Below are 17,710 nucleotides of genomic sequence, written 5' to 3' on the forward strand. Positions count from 1 at the left end.
TGAAAAACAAAGAATATAAATAGATAAGTCACTCCATACGTCCGGCAAAGAATGCCGGCCGTAGGAAACTTATAATCTTTTAGAAAAACTGTCCCGGGATGTACTCTTCCACTTCTATGACATCACCGTTTTCTTCTTGGATTCCTGTGCGAATTTCGCCTTCATCCTGGCCATCCACATAAAAACCGTGTTCTCTCAAGGTCTGCACATCGATAATACAACGATTATCCATGGTTTTCATAATATCCACGACTTCCAAATCGCTATACGCCCTATCCAATAAATCCATAATATTGTTATGTTTAAACCCTAATACCATCGGACGGAGAATATTTTCATCATTACTTCTGATAACAATAGCTTTTTCCCCCGTATTCAACTCCACACTGGTACCCGGTGCGAGAATATGAATGGATTGAATGAGCGCATCCACCACTTCAGGGTCGAACACATCCGGATGAGCAAGTAAATACTTGATTGCCGACACTTCCGATACCGGAGCTCCATTCAAGTGCATTGCAGTCATCATATCGTAAGTCTGAGCTACCATCAATACACGGGCGCCTATGACCACTGTCTTAATTTTATCATCTTCTTTGCCTCTCCTAAGCCCCTCTAGTATGCGCTGGGACTGCACACAGATACGTTTGATATTAGGCTCCATAGCAAATACTCTGCCTATCAATTCAAAACCGGCCACTTCATAAGAAACCATCGCCTCTTGTTCGGCCTCCGTAGGCAATTCTTTGTCTGCAAGATGCTTTGGCAGAGACAACAAACCCACATTATGCACAAGAGCTGCAATAATCGTATCCGTCTTATCCTCTAGCTTCACATTCAATACATGCGTCATCATTGCACTGAGAATCGCTGTATTCAATGCGTGCTTATAGACATGATCCTCTTTACTTCGCAGATTCTGTATAAAGTTAATCTTTTTATCCAGATGACCATAACGCCTCAAAATATTATTCACAATAACCTGAAGCTTCGGTCCTCTCTTACCTTCCTTTACTTTGTTCAGCTCTTCCCGCAAAGAAAAGACAGTCATCGTCTGGAAGCGTTCAAACAAAATATCTTCCTGTGTCATCGGAGGCACCGGCTCCGCCGGCTCCAATATAAACAGCCCAAGCAGTCCAAATCCTTTAATCCCCTGAATACCTTGAGCCGTAAGCTTAGAACTGCGTTCATATAGCAAAACACCATCCTTGTTATAAATGGGTCTTGCCAATCTCATCCCCGTTTTTAATTGATCCGTTTTTACAAAAAGCATATTCTGTCCCCCTTATCCAACGTTCTTCAAAATTCCTTCTCAAAACCCCTCTTTAGCTTACTCAAAGCCCTTTTCTCAATACGCGAAACATAACTTCTGGATATTCCAAGCCGCTCTCCTATTTCTCGTTGCGTTACTTCCCTTCCGTTCTCCAGCCCATATCTTAAATAAATAATTTCTTTTTCTCTTCCTTCTAATAATTCCAACAAATTCGTCAGCTTCTTCAAATCACTACGCAATTCCATCTTGTCTATTACATCAATCTGTTCCGTCTCTATAATATCGAGCAGATTTATCTCATTACCTTCTTTGTCCGTTCCTATCGGCTCATACAAAGATACTTCTTTCGACGTCTTTCTCTTAGAACGGATGAGCATTAGCAATTCGTTATCAATACAGCGAGACGCATATGTACTGAGTTTCCCTTTGCTAGCATCAAAAGAGGCTACTGCCTTAATTAGCCCTATGGTTCCTATGGAAATTAAATCTTCCATATCCTCGTCTACATTCTGATACTTCTTAGCAATATGGGCCACCAGGCGTAAATTGCGCTCAATTAAAATTTCCCTTGCTTCTCTCGCCTTGTCACTGCTTCCTTTTTGCAGGTTCTGAATATAGCGGGCTTCTTCTTCCGCGGTTAAAGGTTTTTGGAAAGTTTTCAAAAAGCGCCCCCGAAGTCAATTTATTATATTCTATGACCCGGCTGCACTTCTAGTGCCTTTCCATCTAAATTAACTATATTACTAACTGTTCAATACCTTCACAGTTACATGCGAAAGTCCATTAAAATCACCTTCGGTGATGGGACTTTCCCTTGCTATTCCACGCATTCTTGCGGTCGGCGCGATAAATGCGCAGACCTGCTGGATAGTTATCTATATTATACAAATTATTATAAGAAATAGCAATCAATTAAAGAAGAAATTGTGCCAAAACATAATTGCTCACATCCCTGCCAAATGGGGTTAGCGTAATCTGTTCAAATGACTTTATCAGCCCCTGTTTGCGAAGTTTCGTCAGTACATCTCCATATACATCCTCTATATTCTTTTGAAACAGTTTCAGAAATACTGCACGGCTCACTCCCCCTGTCAGACGAAGTCCAAGAAACATGAATTCCTCCATCTGTTCCTCCATGCTTAAATACTGTATTTCTTCCCTAATATCGCTTCTGTCTCCCGAAACATCATCTGCTGCCTGCCCTGAGAACATTGCCATGTACTTCGATATATCGGAAGTATTCTTCCAACGAACATTATCCACCATAGAAGCCGATCCCAGGCCAAACCCCACATAATTCTCACGCTTCCAATAAGCGATATTGTGACGGCACTCTCTGCCGGCCCGCGCATAATTCGAGATTTCGTAACGCCAGTAACCAGCCTCATCCAAAAGCCGTCCGGTCTCTTCATACATAAGTCGCTCTTCTTCTTCTGATGGTAGCATTTCCTTCTGCTTCGCATCAATCCCATACCGATCAAAGAAAGGCGTTCCTTCTTCAATAATAAGACTATAGGCTGAAATATGCTCCGGCTGAAGTTCTATGACTTTATCCAGACTATCCCGATACGACTCTATCTTCTGCCCCGGAAGCGCCGACATAAGGTCTATATTGATATTATCAAATCCCACCTCTCTTGCCATGTAGAACGTTCGGTAGAAGTCGGAAACACCATGAATTCTTCCGAGCAGCTGCAGTTCTTCTTCCTGAAGCGATTGAGTACCTATGCTTAAACGGTTGATCCCTGCCTTCTGATATGCTAATAACTTCTCTTTATCCACTGTTCCCGGATTGACCTCTATTGTAACTTCCGGTGTTGTGGCAAAGTGATAACATCTCTTCAACGCCTCCATAATACCCACAATCTGCCCACCGTCCAGCAAGGAGGGAGTTCCTCCCCCGAAGAAGACCGTATCCACCAGATGGCTTTTATATCGAGGCGCTTCCCTTTTTATTTCTTCGAGCAACGCCTGGATATACGCTTCTTTTTCCTCTCTATCGGATGAAAAGGATAGAAAATCACAATAGAAGCACTTTTTTACACAAAAGGGAATATGAATATATATGCTTAACATATCAGCTCCCTTATCTATCATCCAACTTCAATACGCTCATAAATGCCTTTTGAGGAATCTCCACATTACCAACCTGGCGCATGCGCTTTTTACCTTCCTTCTGCTTCTCGAGCAACTTCTTCTTACGGCTGATGTCACCACCATAGCACTTCGCAAGCACGTCCTTGCGCATTGCCTTTACCGTCTCTCTGGCGATTACTTTGCCGCCTACCGCTGCTTGTATCGGAACTTCAAACAAATGTCTGGGAATCTCATCTTTTAGTTTCTCGCACATTTTCCGCCCCCTCTCATAAGCACTTTCCGCGTGTACGATAAAGGAGAGTGCGTCCACTTCCTCTTTATTAATGAGAATATCCAGCTTCACCAGCTTGGACTCTTCGTAACCCTTTAAATCATAATCGAAGGATGCATACCCTTTAGAACGGGATTTCAACGCATCGAAGAAATCATAGATTATTTCATTTAAAGGTAACTCGTACTTCAACAGAGCACGTGTTTCTTCCATATAGTCCATACCGAGATAGCGCCCTCTTCGCTCCTGGCAAAGCTCCATAATTGCTCCGATATATTCCGTCGTCACCATAATCTCCGCACTTACCACAGGCTCTTCCATATATTCGATTTCCGTAGGTTCAGGAAGATTGGAAGGATTCGTAAGTTCAATGACTTCTCCATTATGCTTATGCACCTTATAAATAACGCTGGGCGCTGTCGTTACGAGATCCAGATTATATTCTCTTTCCAGACGCTCTTGAATAATCTCTAAGTGCAAAAGGCCTAAAAATCCGCAACGGTAACCGAACCCGAGAGCTACTGAAGTCTCCGGTTCATAATGAAGGGAAGCATCATTGAGCTGCAGCTTCTCCAAGGCATCCCTTAAGTCTGGGTATTTAGCTCCATCCGCCGGGTACATTCCGCAATATACCATGGAATTCACCTTCTTATATCCCGGCAAAGGTTCTGTGCAGGGGTTTTTCACATCAGTCACCGTATCTCCCACTGCCGTATCCCTTACGTTTTTAATCGATGCTGTAATATAACCTACCATACCTGCAGACAACTCTTCACAAGGAATAAACTGTCCCGGTCCGAAATACCCCACCTCTACTACCTCTGCTTTTGCCCCGGTAGCCATCATCTTAATCTGTGTTCCTTTGCTCACTCTGCCCTCTTTGATACGGCAGAAGATAATAACTCCTTTATAGGGATCGTATAAAGAATCAAAAATAAGCGCCTGCAGAGGATGATCCGCACTGCCTGTAGGGGCAGGTATTTTGTGCACTACCGCCTCTAACACATCTTCGATGCCGAGGCCCTTTTTGGCGGAAATAAGAGGTGCATCCTGTGCCTCAATACCAATAATATCTTCGACCTCATCCTTCACACGCTGAGGATCTGCACTCGGTAAATCAATCTTATTAATAACTGGGAAAACATCCAGGTTATGGTCCAATGCCAAATATACGTTAGCAAGTGTCTGTGCCTCGATACCCTGTGCAGCATCCACCACCAGAATCGCTCCATCACAAGCGGCAAGACTCCTGCTGACCTCATAATTAAAGTCTACATGTCCCGGAGTATCGATTAAGTTAAACACATACTCCTCTCCATCCTTCGCTTTGTATATAATACGGACCGTCTGTGCCTTAATGGTAATTCCGCGTTCTCTCTCAAGGTCCATATTATCCAGAATCTGTGCCTGCATCTCGCGGCTCGTTAAAAGTCCCGTACTTTCTATAATACGGTCTGCCAAAGTGGACTTCCCGTGGTCGATATGAGCCACAATACAAAAATTCCTTATTTTACTCTGATCTATGCCTGACATTTGTTTCCTCCGCTAGTTTATCATCCGGTTTATAATCCGAATAAGTATATCATAAATCCCCTTCCAACACAATGGAAATTACGTGTGCTAACGGATCACAGGCATTCATAATTTCTTCTACCGTATTGTTCTGCGCTCCCAACTCTATCAACAACGACTTCGGCCTCAAATGCATATTATAACGGAATGCTTTTAGATAGATTCTTCTTGCAATTCCCGGATAATACTCATTGCAAGCGGTCTGGGCCTGGAAGGAAAAGGCGAGGTTGTCATCCGTATATGGATTTTCCAAATGAGAGATATCTCCCTTTTGTCTGCTACGGCTCAATCCATTAAAAAACATGAACTGAGCAGTGGGGCGTCCTTGTAAATCGATAACAAGTCTCCTTCCTACCGGCATCGCATCCCGATGCAGATCAATGACAACCTCTATCGTTGGATTCTCTGCAAGTATTTGCTCAACAGCAGGAAGTGCATTGGCATAAGCATAATCTCTCGATTCCACATCATATTTCCCTGTATGATGGATTACATTATAGCCATATTCTTCTCGAAGAACCTGTGCCAGCCGCTCTCCTGCCCCCACTACTGTAGTGGATTCATCTCCCGGTATCGAATCTGCGAAAGCTTCTTGGGAATGAGTATGATAAATCAATATTTGAGGCATATCTGCGGAGGCCTTCATCTTCATATCCTTCCCCAGAAGGCTTTCCAGGTTCAATTGACTATCTGTAATCGATGTGGTCTTATCAACAGCATAGAAAGCCGATATAATATCATCATATTCGGTAAGAGAGTCCCAATCATATTCATAACTTTTTTCCTCTGCCCGTACAAATTCTCTAATCCCTGTCTTCTCTCCCTCATTCTCCTGCGTTTCCGGCTGGTTCTTCGCTTCTTCCATCGCCGCATCTTCCCCTTGCTCACCGCTTATCTCTTCTTCATCCTTTTTCTGTCTATTTTCCTCCAGCATTGCCCGCTGTAAATCACCATCAATATGGAGGGCATCCTCCTCATACTCCAAAGCTCCGTCATCCAGATCCTTACGTTCCTCATCGGTTCCCTCTTGCCTAATCAATAGATCATAAGTGTCCTCATCTTCTATACTCACCAATTCCCTTGCCTGCGCCTCGCTATATCCATAGATAGGCAGATTCCCTGCTATTGCGTCTTTTAGTTGCTGCGTCAGAAAGCCCGACAAAAAAAGAGAGTTTTGAATGCCTGTCTCTTCTTCCATAAAAGCAAAAACAGGCATGTATGTCTCCACCATCCGCTCTTGTAGCCAGCCAGCCATCTTTTCCCCTATTTTATAATCCGTCTCTTCCCGTTCCTTCGAAAGACCGGATAAAATAACGCAAAAAAGGGTGATTACGATTAAAATCGCCCCACAAACTACCATTATTTTCTTTTTTCTAATACCCTTGTTGTGGCTTTTGTTTTTAAAATGCAATCACTTCACCCCGGCTTCATACGCAAAGTTGCGATAATCGCAAAGTTATTATAAATAACAACTAAGCAATTATATGCCGGAAGACAGCTTATAATTCCAGAGCTTCATTAATCGCATCACAAATCACATGGCTAATCTGTTTAATTTGATAATCCACATCCTTACTCGTTACATACATATTGTTTAATTCCGCCAGGTTAATATCCATTTCTCCCGACACCGCATCATTTACGATCGTTGCCGCATCCACTACTGTCGGTACACCGATAGCGACAACCGGAACTTCAAGACTTTCCTCTGTAATGGCATTTCTATGGTTACCTACACCGGAACCCGGATGGATGCCGGTATTCGTCACCTGTATCGTCCGATTCAGCCGCTTCGTAGAACGGGCTGCAAGAGCATCCACAACAAGGATCACATCAGGCTTTGTCTGTTCCACAACTCCCTTAATGATCTCTGCACTCTCCATACCTGTTTTCGCCATTACTCCCGGCACGATACTACTCACCATATTCATCCGGTCCTTGCTGTACGCCGCTTTGCCATATTCCTTTACCACATGTCTTGTGATAAATAAATTGTCCGCCACATTCGGTCCAAGAGCATCCGCCGTTACATCCCTATTGCCCAGACCTACTATTAGAACTGATTTTTCTTCTTCTGACTCAGGAATAATATTCTTTAATTCCTTTGCCAGAGCAGACGAAATCTCCTGATGATAATTCTCATCCGGTTCTACCATTCTCGGCGCCTCCAAAGTCGTATAGATGCCAATTGGTTTGCCCATTGCTTTCGCTCCATTTTTTGTCTCGATAACAACCCTGGTGACTCTTATCTCATTTTTCTCGTCATAGCTTTCTTCCACACTGACGCCTCTGATTTCCCCGTCCGCTTCTCCGATACTCTCTCTGGCCTCCAGGGCCAAGTCTGTCCTTACCTGAAAACAACCCATCTCTCCGCTCCCAAATCCTTTTCTTTGTTTAATTTATGCAATCCTTACCTTTTGCTGCAAAAAACTTCTCTGACTTGTATTTTTTGCAAAAATAGATGAATTATGTATTGACATCTGCAAAGTCTTATTTTACAATGATATTCGTGTATTTCATTAAAACGTCCGTGTCCGGATTTAATGAAATCTCATACAAAATTGACTGATTGAGAATAAATAGGAGGTGTAAGTCTTGGCTAACATCAAATCTGCAAAAAAAAGAATTTTAGTGAACAACGCAAAAGCTGATAGAAACAAAGCGATTAAGTCCGGCGTTAAAACAGCTATGAAGAAAGTAACTGTTGCAATTGAAGCAAACGACAAAGAAGCTGCTTCTGCTGCATTATTAGCTGCTACTTCTGCAATTGACAAAGCTTCTACGAAGGGCGTATATCACAAGAATACCGCTTCTAGAAAAGTTTCCCGTCTGGCTGCTGCTGTTAATAAGATGGCTTAATTTTTCGATATAGACGAAATGATAAGAATTTGCCTATATTAGGCAAACCAAAAACAACCCATACCGTCATGTGGGTTGTTTTTTTATTTAATAGGAAAGTGCTCCTATTAAAGAACCAATTGATGCGCAGCTACGCGCGCGGAACAAAAGCTGTGCTGCCAAAGGTTTAAATCGCGAGAGTGGGCAAAGCACACTTTTGTTCTTCTATAGGAACGACCTTGTTACATGTAACAGTTCAGCCATCAACACCGCGCCGTAGGCTGAATAGTAACTAGCGGCTTCGTCCGCCTCCGCCGTGGCTTCCACCACCGCCATAGCTTCTACCGCCTCCGCCTCCACTGCCCCTCGAACCTCCTGAGTCATTTCTGGGAATATGTCTTTTTGTCACGACTTTATTCACGAGAATATCTTCTTTTCTTCTCATCTTCGGCCTGCCGTCATTTACATAGGTGGTCGGCACTGTCGTCCTGCTGCCTTTTTTCGAACTCCAATGCAGTGCTATGAAAATAAGGGCAGAAACTCCTGCTATCAAAAGAGGAACCCAAAAAGGTATCGCCCCTGCCAAATCTCCTCGTCCTGTCATCTCCTGATAAAATTCATTTATGTATGCTTCATAGGCCCTGTAAGGGTTATATTCCACATAATTATATACCCCATCGAGAACACGATCGACAAGTTCATTTCCATGTTCTTCCTTCACTCTGCCTGTAGTACAAAGCCAGGTATAGATTCTGCCATCATCCTCACGATACCAATTATCCAATAGAAGAACACCATCACCGATAGGTTTATTGTATCCGAATTTATTATCATCATAAAACTGTTCCGCATAAATCCGCACAAATTCCGAATAAGGAACGTTCCCTTCCTTTTGTGTTGCGTATTCCTTCAACGATTCGTTCAGAGTAACAAGTATAATATCACAACCTGTTTGCTTTTCTCTTTTCGCAATGAGCTTGCGCAGATTGTCTTCTTCCTCATCCAGCAAAACATCGCCATAATCAAATACTCTCTCTGTCGTAAGACTTTCCGTATTAGAACGTTCTCCATAACTATGCATTCCACGGGTAAGTGCTATCCCTCCGTACACAAGTCCAAGAATTGCAGTTATGATAAATATCCATTTAAAGTAGTGAATATATTGCTTCATCGCCTATATCACCTCCAAGATTCCAATAAGAAAGACTAACATCATCCACACAACTGCGAATACAGTAACACCATAAGATAATACTTTCTTCTTAGATACAGGTGTTGAACCGGTAATTTTACCCGTTTGTCCATTCACATGAAAATAATAATCTTTCTCCTGGTAGCGGTAAAGATAACGCCAGACCGGAAGCAACGCATAATTTGCCATATGTTTTTCCATGGATATATTCTGTCTCTCAGGTACTACCGATGTATAACCCGTAACGGTCTCATGCAGTAAAGACTCCAAATCCCGTTTTACCTTTTCTTTAGCCCTGCCTTCCAAAGCCTCCTCTCCTTCCGAATAAATCTCCCCGAAGAAGCCTGACATATATTTTTCTTCAAAACCTTCCAGTAACTTATGGTCATAAGGTTCCATTAAGTCCATCACATCATTTGGCATGACAACCGAAGCATCCACCGGCACCTTCTCGAACTCAGCATCCATATCCCGTTCGATGCGATAGTAGGAAGTCTCTGTATATTCCGTATCTCCCGTTCTCCATACACGGACTTTCGTTCCCTTTCCCGTATATTTATAATTCGATGCGTAATCATACATCCAAAAAGGTACATAGATTCCTTTCATCTCTTTTAAGGTAGCCTCGGACAAGAAACTACCCGGCGTAAAGACTCTCTTCCTGAACTCATTTCGCAACAGCTCTACCGCACCTTTTTTGTCAATCTTAAACGGAAGCATGAGATTCGGCCGATACTCTCCGCTCACTCTATGATCCAATATAATATAGCTTTCGCAATATTCACATTGGCAAGTGGAATCGTACTCACCTATCGTAAGAGGAGCCCCACAGTTTACACATTCCGTCTGCACCTCTTTATTTTCCTGCTCTTCACTATCCAAACCATCGCAGTGAGGACAATACATCCTCCCCACCCCTGGAGCGAACACAGCATTACCTCCACAATTCTTACACCGAAATAACATTTTCTCCCCCTATCTTCCCTGCTTGCTTTAATATGTAATAGTTCAGTATTTTCACTTTAGCCGAACTGTTATCTTTAATATACTATCTTGTTTCTTCCTGAGTGCTTACCGTGATATAGCTTCTCATCTATATCACAAATGGTAACATCGATCCCTTTTTTAAAGTCGAATTCACCCAAACCGAAGGTCATCGTTACCTTTATGGACTCGCCCCGATAGTTGATCTCCATCATCTGTATCTTTCTGCGAAGCTCATCCAGAATAATCATTGCATCATCACCGTTTATGTTATCAAAAACGAAGAGGAATTCCTCACCGCCCCAGCGGCTGCTTTTCCCTTTCATCCCAATGCACTTCTCAAATAGATCCGCCAGATGCTGTAGTACAACGTCACCGCACTCGTGGCCATATGTATCATTTACCCGCTTAAAGAAATCAATATCCGCAAGAGCCAGAGAGAGACTCTGCAGCTTTCCATCCCTGCACTCTTTTTCTTTTTGCTCCAAATACTCCCTGATACTGCGCCTGTTCAAAAGTCCGGTCAACGGATCCAGCGCTGCCAATCCATGAAGTTTTTCATTATATATAACGAGCTTCTTCTCCATTTCCTGCGAATTCTCTGTAAACACTGCCATAATTGTTGTAATGCTGATGAATACAAAGAGTGTGTTTATAACTTGAAAAGTAATCTGCATGTTCTTCGACATAATGAAAACAGGATCATACGTCATCGTATAGACATTTAAAGCAAGCCGGAAAACGCATAATGCAGCTCCTACGAGTAACTTCCAACTAAATTTACTATAACTGGTCGTGAAATTCAAAACCAGAAGAACAAATATAAAATGCTGTACACCGCAATCCCATCCAAAATCTCTGATAAAAAGGATAATCCATCCTCCTGTCAGAATATGTACGAAGATAATTGACTTTCTGGTACAGTTCATGTAGGTCGTATAAAAAGATACCCCATAGGCACATAACAAGGATATACATACAACAAAAAGGTTCGCACCCCCTGTGATAAAAAATGCACATAGAAGAACCAAAAAGTAAATGCACATAATAATAGCATTCATCCTCAGTATGACAGCCGCCTTCTTTGTCTCATTCTCACTCTTTACATCCTGCAATATCACTTTCGTTAACTTACGAATCATCCCTGCCCTCCGGTTCCCTCACCCTGCACTTGCATGATCCCCTTATATAACGATATTATAACTTAATTCTTACCTTTTATCAAACTTTTTTATAACAGTTCAGCCCCCTCACTGTTACATGTGAAAATCCATTAAAGTCATCTTCGATAAAGGGATTTTCACTTATCTTTTCACTGACTTGACGTAAAATAATTCCTCCCGATAAAGAAAAAGCATCCATGGAACAAGTCAGAATCAATTACCGTCCCACAGATGCAATATGTCACTTTTATTACTTCAATTATATGCTATGCAGTATCTACGCTTTGGTGCGCAAAAGAATGGAAAAACTTTGGTACTATTCAGCATATCTGTGCATTTACTGCGTTGACTGTAAGGATGTATGGAATTAGGAAGTAAAAATTCCATCACCGAAGGTAATTTTAATGGATGTTCACATGTAGCTGTGAGGGCACAAAGCTGCTGCAAGTTCTGCTGTGAAATCAGGGATATCTTGAGATAGGTAGTCCTTCACCTCTTGCAAAAATAACCGATCATCTTCTCTTTCCCCATATTCCTCCTGAATAAATATATGAAAAAGAAATCTTATCTCTTCTTCCAACGCTTTTTTATTCTTCCATCTTATTTCTACTTTTTGATTCCTGTATTCCTCATGGGACTCTAGCATACGCTTAATCACACTCCTTAGAACGATGGATGGGAGATTAATCAATAATTCCTCGTATTCTCTATGATATTCGCGCAGCACTTCCAAAACATAAGCTTTTGAAAAAGTCTTCAGGAAACGCTGCTCCGTAGCGATACAAGAAAGATATTTGTAAATTAAATCAATCCCGGATTTCTCTTTTTGTTTTCTCGCATCCAATAAGGGATAATCCAGAGTTAAAATATGATCCTGCGGGAAAAATCTTGCGTCATAATGAATAAAAAATTCCGGCATTCCTTGGCTTACCGTATCGAAAAGAGCTCGATTCCCATAAGAATCGAAATCCTCTATCAAGATATCGTACAGTTCTTTTGTCTTCTTCACTTTCTGCAAAACGGCCTGATATCCTGCTTCGTATGCTTCTATCGCGCTTACCCTATCTTTTTTAACCACAGATACCTCATCCACTCCTAGTTCATCTCCCGCCATTTCACGCTCTTTGATACAATATAAAACGGCCCCCATTAACTGTTCGGCAGTTTCATACGTAATGGAGGTACTGGCTTTACTCGTGTATTTGTCCGTTAACTTCTTGACAACAGGCAGCAATTCTTCCATTTTATAGTCCATAGTTTCCTCCTTATCAGCACAATTCATCATATAAGACTTCGAGATACAAATCCCTGTCCCATCTTTTTTCTTCCGAGAACTTACTCGCTTCCCCTTTCCCTCCACTTTTCTCGTATCCACGGTAACCCGCACGAACTGCTCTGGCGAATCGTTCCAGACAAGTCTCCTCAAGATACTCTACAGAGCCGAAGCAAATCCCTTCATATAACTCCTTCATTACCATAATCAGTTCATCATCCGTTAGGTTATCCTGTGCTTCATTTTTATATAAGTAAAAAATATCCTGCAACTGTGTCAATGTTTGCACATAGTTATTCTGATCGATATACACAGAATCACAGAAAGCATCGATTAATTCAGTTATTATTCCTTCCCCAAATTCTACCCGGCGCTGAGTCTTTAAGCTTTCCTGCCTCGACTGTACCAGCATCTGTGCCTCCTCCTTTGTTAACGAAAGTCCATATTTTTCCGTCCTTGCATTGCATGAAAGTACTGTTTCCAATTGCTGCTTATTTCCAGCCATTACCAGCAATTCATATATATTATCTTTCATATTGAATAACCGCCCTTTCCCCAAAGTTTACTAAAACCATCAAGGTAACCTGACAGTCTTGGTAATTATTCATTTTATACCAAATAAATAACATTACAAGAATTGAAAAAATATGAATTTTGTGGTATTATAATAATAGAAAAAGAGACGATAGCATTTTTGCTTTTCGTCTCCTTTTTATTGTTCTTAACGTCCTATTTATACTTTCGTTCCAAAGAATTCAATATTCTTCCGTATCATCCTCTTTCGTCCGATGTACCGTTCCCCGCAGATGAGCAGGGGGTGCATAAGTAGACGAAACCTGAAGAGGTACCATACCCATATTAATTATATTATGCCAAACTCCGGCCGGCACAAAGACGGTATCTCCTTTACATAGATGCTGCTGGAAATCCAACTCATCCTTCGTATTCCCTATACGAACCAATCCCCGACCTTCCTCGATACGTATCATTTGATCCGTATCCGGATGCCTTTCTAAGCCAATCTCTCCGCGAACCGGAATAGACATCAACGTCGTCTGTAAGTATCGCCCTGTCCACAATGTCCTTCGGAAGTTCTCGTTTTTCCTGGCATCTTCTCCGATATTAGCCACAAAGGGATATGGTCCATAATCAGCAGTACCTGTCGCATGATAATAAAACATTAGAGACTCCTTTCCCCATTCTCTTATCATCATATGCAAATACCATATCTATGGAACAAGAAGCTATTTTGTTTTACAGCAGTTGCGCTATTCTATCTTCTACATATCCCATATCTTCTGTTGGTTCAAAGCGTTCTACTACATGCCCTTCTCTATTAATCAGAAACTTTGTGAAATTCCATTTAATATCCGGTTCATTTTTGTAATTAGGATTGCTTTTTTCCAAAACATCTTCCAATATAGGAGTCATATTGCTCTCCGGACTAAAACCTTCAAAGCCTTTCTCTTCCACCAAATATCGATAAAGCGGTATCGCATGCTCTCCGTTCACATTAATCTTTGTAAAGCGAGGGAAGGTAATTCCATAATGAGCGTCACAGAAGGCAGCAATCTCTTCATTGCTTCCGGGTGCCTGATTACCGAACTGATTACATGGGAAATCCAAAATTTCAAGTCCCTCTCCCTGATACTTCTCGTATAAGTCCTGTAAAATATCATATTGAGGAGTAAATCCACACTGTGTTGCAGTATTCACAATCAGAAGGATCTTCCCTTCATATTCGCTCAGGGAAACTTCATCTCCCTTTATATCCTCTACCATAAAATCATAAACCTTTTTTTCTGCCATAATTTCTTCTCCCTTCCTAATTCTTTGTTTTCATGTTCTTCTAATATCTTTACTATCTATAAATCACCATATTAATTGTTCTCAATAATATTGAGCTTGATTTATATTGATTTTACACAACTTATTTACACTTGTCAATCCTATTCTATATAAAAACTAATTATTAAAAGCAAGATATTAAAAACAAATTTCAATACTTAAATATTCTCTGCAAAGTATTCCATCCATATTGGTGAAAAACCTGCCGAGATTGCAGTTCGGGTTGAAGCTATATTAGGACTCCATGTTGTATAAAAGGGGACCTGATTTCTCTTTTTGCTCTCCATTGCTATTTCTTTCACAAGATATGCCGCAAGACCCTGACCTCTATAATCGACAACAGTATCAATACCTATTTGCCATAGGCCATGATGATAATCATCAACAGCTACAACTGCTGCAATATCCTTGTCTTTTCGCGCAACTATTGCAAGCACCTCCCCTTTATATTCATAATTTAATGCACTATCGAAGCGATTATCCAAATACAGTTCTGGCAAATTCTCTCCATCCATAATATCAATTGCAGGTATATCCGAAAAACTCTCAACACACCAATTGAAAATCTCTTTATCTGCTCTTATCACAGCGTTAGAACCAAACGTTACTATTTCAAAGAAGGTCTTATCGGTTTCTATTATTATATTTTTTCTTTGTGAAAAGACATCTTCAGGGCAAGACCATGAAGTGGAGATACAAGTTTGTACATACTTAATTTTGTCTGGTTTTGTCATATTGAGTGATCCTTTCAGATGTGGTATAAACTTCCTATGTATCAAAAACTGCATCCTCAATTTGCCTGTATAAGAGATTCCATAAAAATAAGTTGCAAAATATCATAAGGTATCTCCTGATTTAAATAAATCTGCAGCATTCCTTGCGGCGTTATCCTATATTGCTCTAATTGTGACTTATACTTAATGATCACAGGTGTTTGAATATTAACATGGTCTTTAAAAGGAATTACTCTTATAAATTTATCTTTCACATAAAAGCTTGGTAATTTAGCCCACATTTTTTCTTCTATTTCACAAAGTGTACTTTTAATAATAAGTTCTCGTATCGCAATAAAAAGATCTTGTATTTCTTCGTTATATTTCCCCAGGTAAGACTGGACTTCTTCCCTCATATACATCACCTCACCAGTTCAACTTTATAATTATTTCCGACATGTTTGCAAGATACTCCTAGGCTTCTAATGTATCGGCCCTCCAATATGCTTATCCTTCCTCCACCGGGGAGGTTCCCCATCATCACCCCAGTATTCATCCAGAGTTTTTATTTTTCTTTCCTCTATACTGATAAATGAAGTTACATGAAAGGACATCTCCTTTGTCCAAACACGGACAACAGAAATAACTGTATTGCCAATTTGTTCTATGCGCTCAACAGCGCCATCCCAACTCCCCGGGTATTCACAGTTCGCTCTTATAAATTCCTCAACATTAAATTGCTCGTTTGTATTATGCCACCGAATACAAGCATCCTCATGAAAATACTTTCTCAGTTCTTCTTTATCCTGCCTCACAATACAGTTCCAGTATTGTTTTATCAACTTCTCCACAACCACATTCCCTTCTCCAAACCATCATTTTATTCGCTGTATGCCACCAATGTCATCTAATATCACTGACTATTATTATGAAAAATTATACTATATCTTTTATTAAGCTTCCATATAATTTTATACCTCTTTTATATCCAGGAAATCATAACACTTCTATCCATTACTACAACAATGATTTCCTATGATGATTCGGGTGTCCAATCCGAATCTTATGATATAAAAAGTCAGGGTGAAATCTTCGAAAGATTTTTCCCTGACTTTTTAATTATGTTTATTTATTTTCTATTATGTATATTTTATCTCTTATACTTATCCAGCATCGCTCTTCTGCGTTCTGCCGTCATACCTATCTTTTCTACATTTTCGATTAAATCCTTCGTAACAGAAGTAATCTGTTCGGTGGCTTGTTTGCAGTCAGATACAAGTCCTTCGAATTCCAGCATAGCATCGGTAGTCTCTCTGGCACTTGTCGTATTAGATATAGCAGCATCGGATAATTCTACAATTCCCTCTTTCATCAAATCCTTATGCTGATCTAAAGCATTTACCTCCGTACTTATCTCATCAATAGAAGCTCCTACACTCATAATTTCATGATTCAGATGCGCAAATATCTCCTTTGTTCTGCGGATCTTCTCATTCTGCAGTACAAAAGCATCGGATACCTTCTGCGTCACTTCCACACTTTCATCGGAATTCGATATTAACAAATTAACAATCTTACTGATATGTTCCGAGGATTCTCTCGATTGATCTGCTAAAGTCCTGATTTCTTCGGCAACCACTGCGAAGCCTTTCCCCTGCTCTCCTGCTCTGGCTGCCTCAATAGAAGCATTCAGCGCAAGCAAGTTAGTCTGACTGGCAATTCCCGCGATAATATCCGTTGCCTGACGAATTTCCTGTGCCGATTGATTGGTAAGATTCGTCTGATTTCTAACATTTTCAATTGAAACGCTATTCTCTTCACTGATTGTTACTAGCTCCTGCATAATCTCTTCGGAGGAACGATTATAATCCTTCATCTTATCCGCACTTCCTGTCAGCGCTTCGATGTTGGATGCAATTACTTCTATGGCATGGCTGATATCGATAATCTCTTCTTCAATACTCTTCGTCTGATTAGCCTGTGACACTGTATTATCCGCAATACTTTCCACTTCACGGCTCACCTGCTCCAAAGCTGTTGTCATATTGCCAAAGGACTCTTTGAAATCACCGGAAAGAGAGTCCAGAGAATCTACCGCATTACGGATTCCTACCACTACTTTAGCAAATGACTGCATCATCTCATTTACACTGCGCATCATCTGTCCTAACTCATCATTGCGTTTCGTCAGCTTATTACCGTCGAGCAATATCGTTCCATCAGCAATCTGATCGAAATTTCTCGCCATTTTTCCCAGGTTCTTCAAGATAACCTCAATCACTGCAAAGATTCCCGCACCGATGCCCAGCAAAAGTAAAACGAGAACCAATGCCGCCGTTCCGGCCGACATCCCCTGTGCTTCCACCTTAAATAGAAAAAATACCATTACCAGGGCAAATATAACCTCCGGTATCATAATCATCACTAAGAGGCGAAGCCATGCCCCCTTCTTATTCGTTTCCTCCATATGTATCCAAGTTCCTTTC

Annotated in this window: 18 protein-coding genes; 1 reads left to right on the forward strand and 17 read right to left on the reverse strand. The window is 41.0% G+C overall.

All coding sequences use genetic code 11. The annotated features are described in order from the left end of the window. Nucleotides 1-79: 79 nt before the first annotated feature. From RBB56_RS01705 to gpr, 6 genes are all read right to left on the reverse strand, one after another. Nucleotides 80-1,273 carry an HD-GYP domain-containing protein gene (locus tag RBB56_RS01705; RefSeq protein WP_306720684.1) on the reverse strand — a complete coding sequence of 398 codons (1,194 nt, stop codon included), beginning with the start codon at nucleotides 1,271-1,273 and terminating at the stop codon, nucleotides 80-82. Between the two features lie 26 nt (nucleotides 1,274-1,299). Further along, nucleotides 1,300-1,935, reverse strand: coding sequence for an RNA polymerase sporulation sigma factor SigK (gene sigK, locus RBB56_RS01710; RefSeq protein WP_306720685.1), 636 nt, complete (start codon nucleotides 1,933-1,935; stop codon nucleotides 1,300-1,302). A 250-nt stretch (nucleotides 1,936-2,185) separates the two neighbouring features. Then, nucleotides 2,186-3,370 (reverse strand): radical SAM family heme chaperone HemW, encoded by a 1,185-nt coding sequence (gene hemW, locus RBB56_RS01715; protein ID WP_306720686.1) that lies wholly within the window; start codon nucleotides 3,368-3,370, stop codon nucleotides 2,186-2,188. Next, entirely contained in the window at nucleotides 3,360-5,174 is a 1,815-nt protein-coding gene (gene lepA, locus RBB56_RS01720; protein WP_306720687.1) for a translation elongation factor 4, read from the reverse strand. The genes hemW and lepA overlap by 11 nt, the downstream gene beginning before the upstream one ends. A 49-nt stretch (nucleotides 5,175-5,223) precedes the next feature. Continuing rightward, nucleotides 5,224-6,573 (reverse strand): stage II sporulation protein P, encoded by a 1,350-nt coding sequence (locus RBB56_RS01725; RefSeq protein ID WP_306720688.1) that lies wholly within the window; start codon nucleotides 6,571-6,573, stop codon nucleotides 5,224-5,226. 139 nt (nucleotides 6,574-6,712) lie between these two features. Further along, nucleotides 6,713-7,579 carry a GPR endopeptidase gene (gene gpr, locus RBB56_RS01730; RefSeq protein ID WP_306720689.1) on the reverse strand — a complete coding sequence of 289 codons (867 nt, stop codon included), beginning with the start codon at nucleotides 7,577-7,579 and terminating at the stop codon, nucleotides 6,713-6,715. A 229-nt stretch (nucleotides 7,580-7,808) separates the two neighbouring features. Between gpr and rpsT the strand changes: the two genes are divergently transcribed. Beyond that, the gene (gene rpsT, locus RBB56_RS01735; RefSeq protein WP_306720690.1) at nucleotides 7,809-8,072 is read left to right on the forward strand and encodes a 30S ribosomal protein S20; all 264 of its coding nucleotides are present in this window, start codon (nucleotides 7,809-7,811) and stop codon (nucleotides 8,070-8,072) included. A gap of 271 nt (nucleotides 8,073-8,343) precedes the next feature. On the opposite strand, the gene RBB56_RS01740 is transcribed toward rpsT, so the two are convergent. The 11 genes from RBB56_RS01740 to RBB56_RS01790 form a co-directional block, all read right to left on the reverse strand. After that, entirely contained in the window at nucleotides 8,344-9,222 is an 879-nt protein-coding gene (locus tag RBB56_RS01740; protein WP_306720691.1) for a TPM domain-containing protein, read from the reverse strand. Nucleotides 9,223-9,225: 3 nt separating this feature from the next. Beyond that, entirely contained in the window at nucleotides 9,226-10,173 is a 948-nt protein-coding gene (locus tag RBB56_RS01745) for a hypothetical protein (RefSeq protein ID WP_306720692.1), read from the reverse strand. Nucleotides 10,174-10,283: 110 nt separating this feature from the next. Next, nucleotides 10,284-11,369, reverse strand: a complete 1,086-nt coding sequence (locus RBB56_RS01750) for a GGDEF domain-containing protein (protein WP_306720693.1) — start codon at nucleotides 11,367-11,369, stop codon at nucleotides 10,284-10,286. Between the two features lie 433 nt (nucleotides 11,370-11,802). After that, nucleotides 11,803-12,645 (reverse strand): DUF6179 domain-containing protein, encoded by an 843-nt coding sequence (locus tag RBB56_RS01755; RefSeq protein ID WP_306720694.1) that lies wholly within the window; start codon nucleotides 12,643-12,645, stop codon nucleotides 11,803-11,805. A 13-nt stretch (nucleotides 12,646-12,658) separates the two neighbouring features. After that, nucleotides 12,659-13,198, reverse strand: coding sequence for a DUF6323 family protein (locus tag RBB56_RS01760; RefSeq protein ID WP_306720695.1), 540 nt, complete (start codon nucleotides 13,196-13,198; stop codon nucleotides 12,659-12,661). A gap of 220 nt (nucleotides 13,199-13,418) precedes the next feature. Next, a complete protein-coding gene (locus RBB56_RS01765; RefSeq protein WP_306720696.1) occupies nucleotides 13,419-13,877 on the reverse strand; it encodes a cupin domain-containing protein in 459 nt (152 codons plus the stop codon). Between the two features lie 40 nt (nucleotides 13,878-13,917). Further along, nucleotides 13,918-14,472, reverse strand: a complete 555-nt coding sequence (locus RBB56_RS01770) for a glutathione peroxidase (RefSeq protein WP_306720697.1) — start codon at nucleotides 14,470-14,472, stop codon at nucleotides 13,918-13,920. Between the two features lie 197 nt (nucleotides 14,473-14,669). Beyond that, nucleotides 14,670-15,245, reverse strand: coding sequence for a GNAT family N-acetyltransferase (locus RBB56_RS01775; RefSeq protein ID WP_306720698.1), 576 nt, complete (start codon nucleotides 15,243-15,245; stop codon nucleotides 14,670-14,672). Between the two features lie 56 nt (nucleotides 15,246-15,301). Continuing rightward, complete coding sequence (locus tag RBB56_RS01780) at nucleotides 15,302-15,640, reverse strand: DUF5655 domain-containing protein (RefSeq protein ID WP_306720699.1); 339 nt, start codon at nucleotides 15,638-15,640, stop codon at nucleotides 15,302-15,304. A 66-nt stretch (nucleotides 15,641-15,706) separates the two neighbouring features. Continuing rightward, on the reverse strand, nucleotides 15,707-16,075 hold the full coding sequence (locus tag RBB56_RS01785) for a nuclear transport factor 2 family protein (protein WP_331526359.1): 369 nt from the start codon (nucleotides 16,073-16,075) through the stop codon (nucleotides 15,707-15,709). A 299-nt stretch (nucleotides 16,076-16,374) separates the two neighbouring features. Continuing rightward, nucleotides 16,375-17,691, reverse strand: coding sequence for a methyl-accepting chemotaxis protein (locus tag RBB56_RS01790; protein ID WP_306720701.1), 1,317 nt, complete (start codon nucleotides 17,689-17,691; stop codon nucleotides 16,375-16,377). Between the last annotated feature and the right edge of the window lie 19 nt (nucleotides 17,692-17,710).

It is taken from the genome of Kineothrix sp. MB12-C1 (assembly GCF_030863805.1).
In the GTDB taxonomy this organism is placed as follows: Bacteria; Bacillota; Clostridia; order Lachnospirales; family Lachnospiraceae; genus Kineothrix.

What these genes read in the sequence shown, in the direction of transcription:
- RBB56_RS01705 (WP_306720684.1), bottom strand. Translation starts at nt 1,273, where the DNA reads ATGCTTTTTGTAAAAACGGATCAATTAAAAACGGGGATGAGATTGGCA.
- hemW (WP_306720686.1), bottom strand. Translation starts at nt 3,370, where the DNA reads ATGATAGATAAGGGAGCTGATATGTTAAGCATATATATTCATATTCCC.
- lepA (WP_306720687.1), bottom strand. Translation starts at nt 5,174, where the DNA reads ATGTCAGGCATAGATCAGAGTAAAATAAGGAATTTTTGTATTGTGGCT.
- RBB56_RS01725 (WP_306720688.1), bottom strand. Translation starts at nt 6,573, where the DNA reads ATGGTAGTTTGTGGGGCGATTTTAATCGTAATCACCCTTTTTTGCGTT.
- gpr (WP_306720689.1), bottom strand. Translation starts at nt 7,579, where the DNA reads ATGGGTTGTTTTCAGGTAAGGACAGACTTGGCCCTGGAGGCCAGAGAG.
- RBB56_RS01740 (WP_306720691.1), bottom strand. Translation starts at nt 9,222, where the DNA reads ATGAAGCAATATATTCACTACTTTAAATGGATATTTATCATAACTGCA.
- RBB56_RS01750 (WP_306720693.1), bottom strand. Translation starts at nt 11,369, where the DNA reads ATGATTCGTAAGTTAACGAAAGTGATATTGCAGGATGTAAAGAGTGAG.
- RBB56_RS01755 (WP_306720694.1), bottom strand. Translation starts at nt 12,645, where the DNA reads ATGGACTATAAAATGGAAGAATTGCTGCCTGTTGTCAAGAAGTTAACG.
- RBB56_RS01760 (WP_306720695.1), bottom strand. Translation starts at nt 13,198, where the DNA reads ATGAAAGATAATATATATGAATTGCTGGTAATGGCTGGAAATAAGCAG.
- RBB56_RS01765 (WP_306720696.1), bottom strand. Translation starts at nt 13,877, where the DNA reads ATGATGATAAGAGAATGGGGAAAGGAGTCTCTAATGTTTTATTATCAT.
- RBB56_RS01770 (WP_306720697.1), bottom strand. Translation starts at nt 14,472, where the DNA reads ATGGCAGAAAAAAAGGTTTATGATTTTATGGTAGAGGATATAAAGGGA.
- RBB56_RS01775 (WP_306720698.1), bottom strand. Translation starts at nt 15,245, where the DNA reads ATGACAAAACCAGACAAAATTAAGTATGTACAAACTTGTATCTCCACT.
- RBB56_RS01780 (WP_306720699.1), bottom strand. Translation starts at nt 15,640, where the DNA reads ATGAGGGAAGAAGTCCAGTCTTACCTGGGGAAATATAACGAAGAAATA.
- RBB56_RS01790 (WP_306720701.1), bottom strand. Translation starts at nt 17,691, where the DNA reads ATGGAGGAAACGAATAAGAAGGGGGCATGGCTTCGCCTCTTAGTGATG.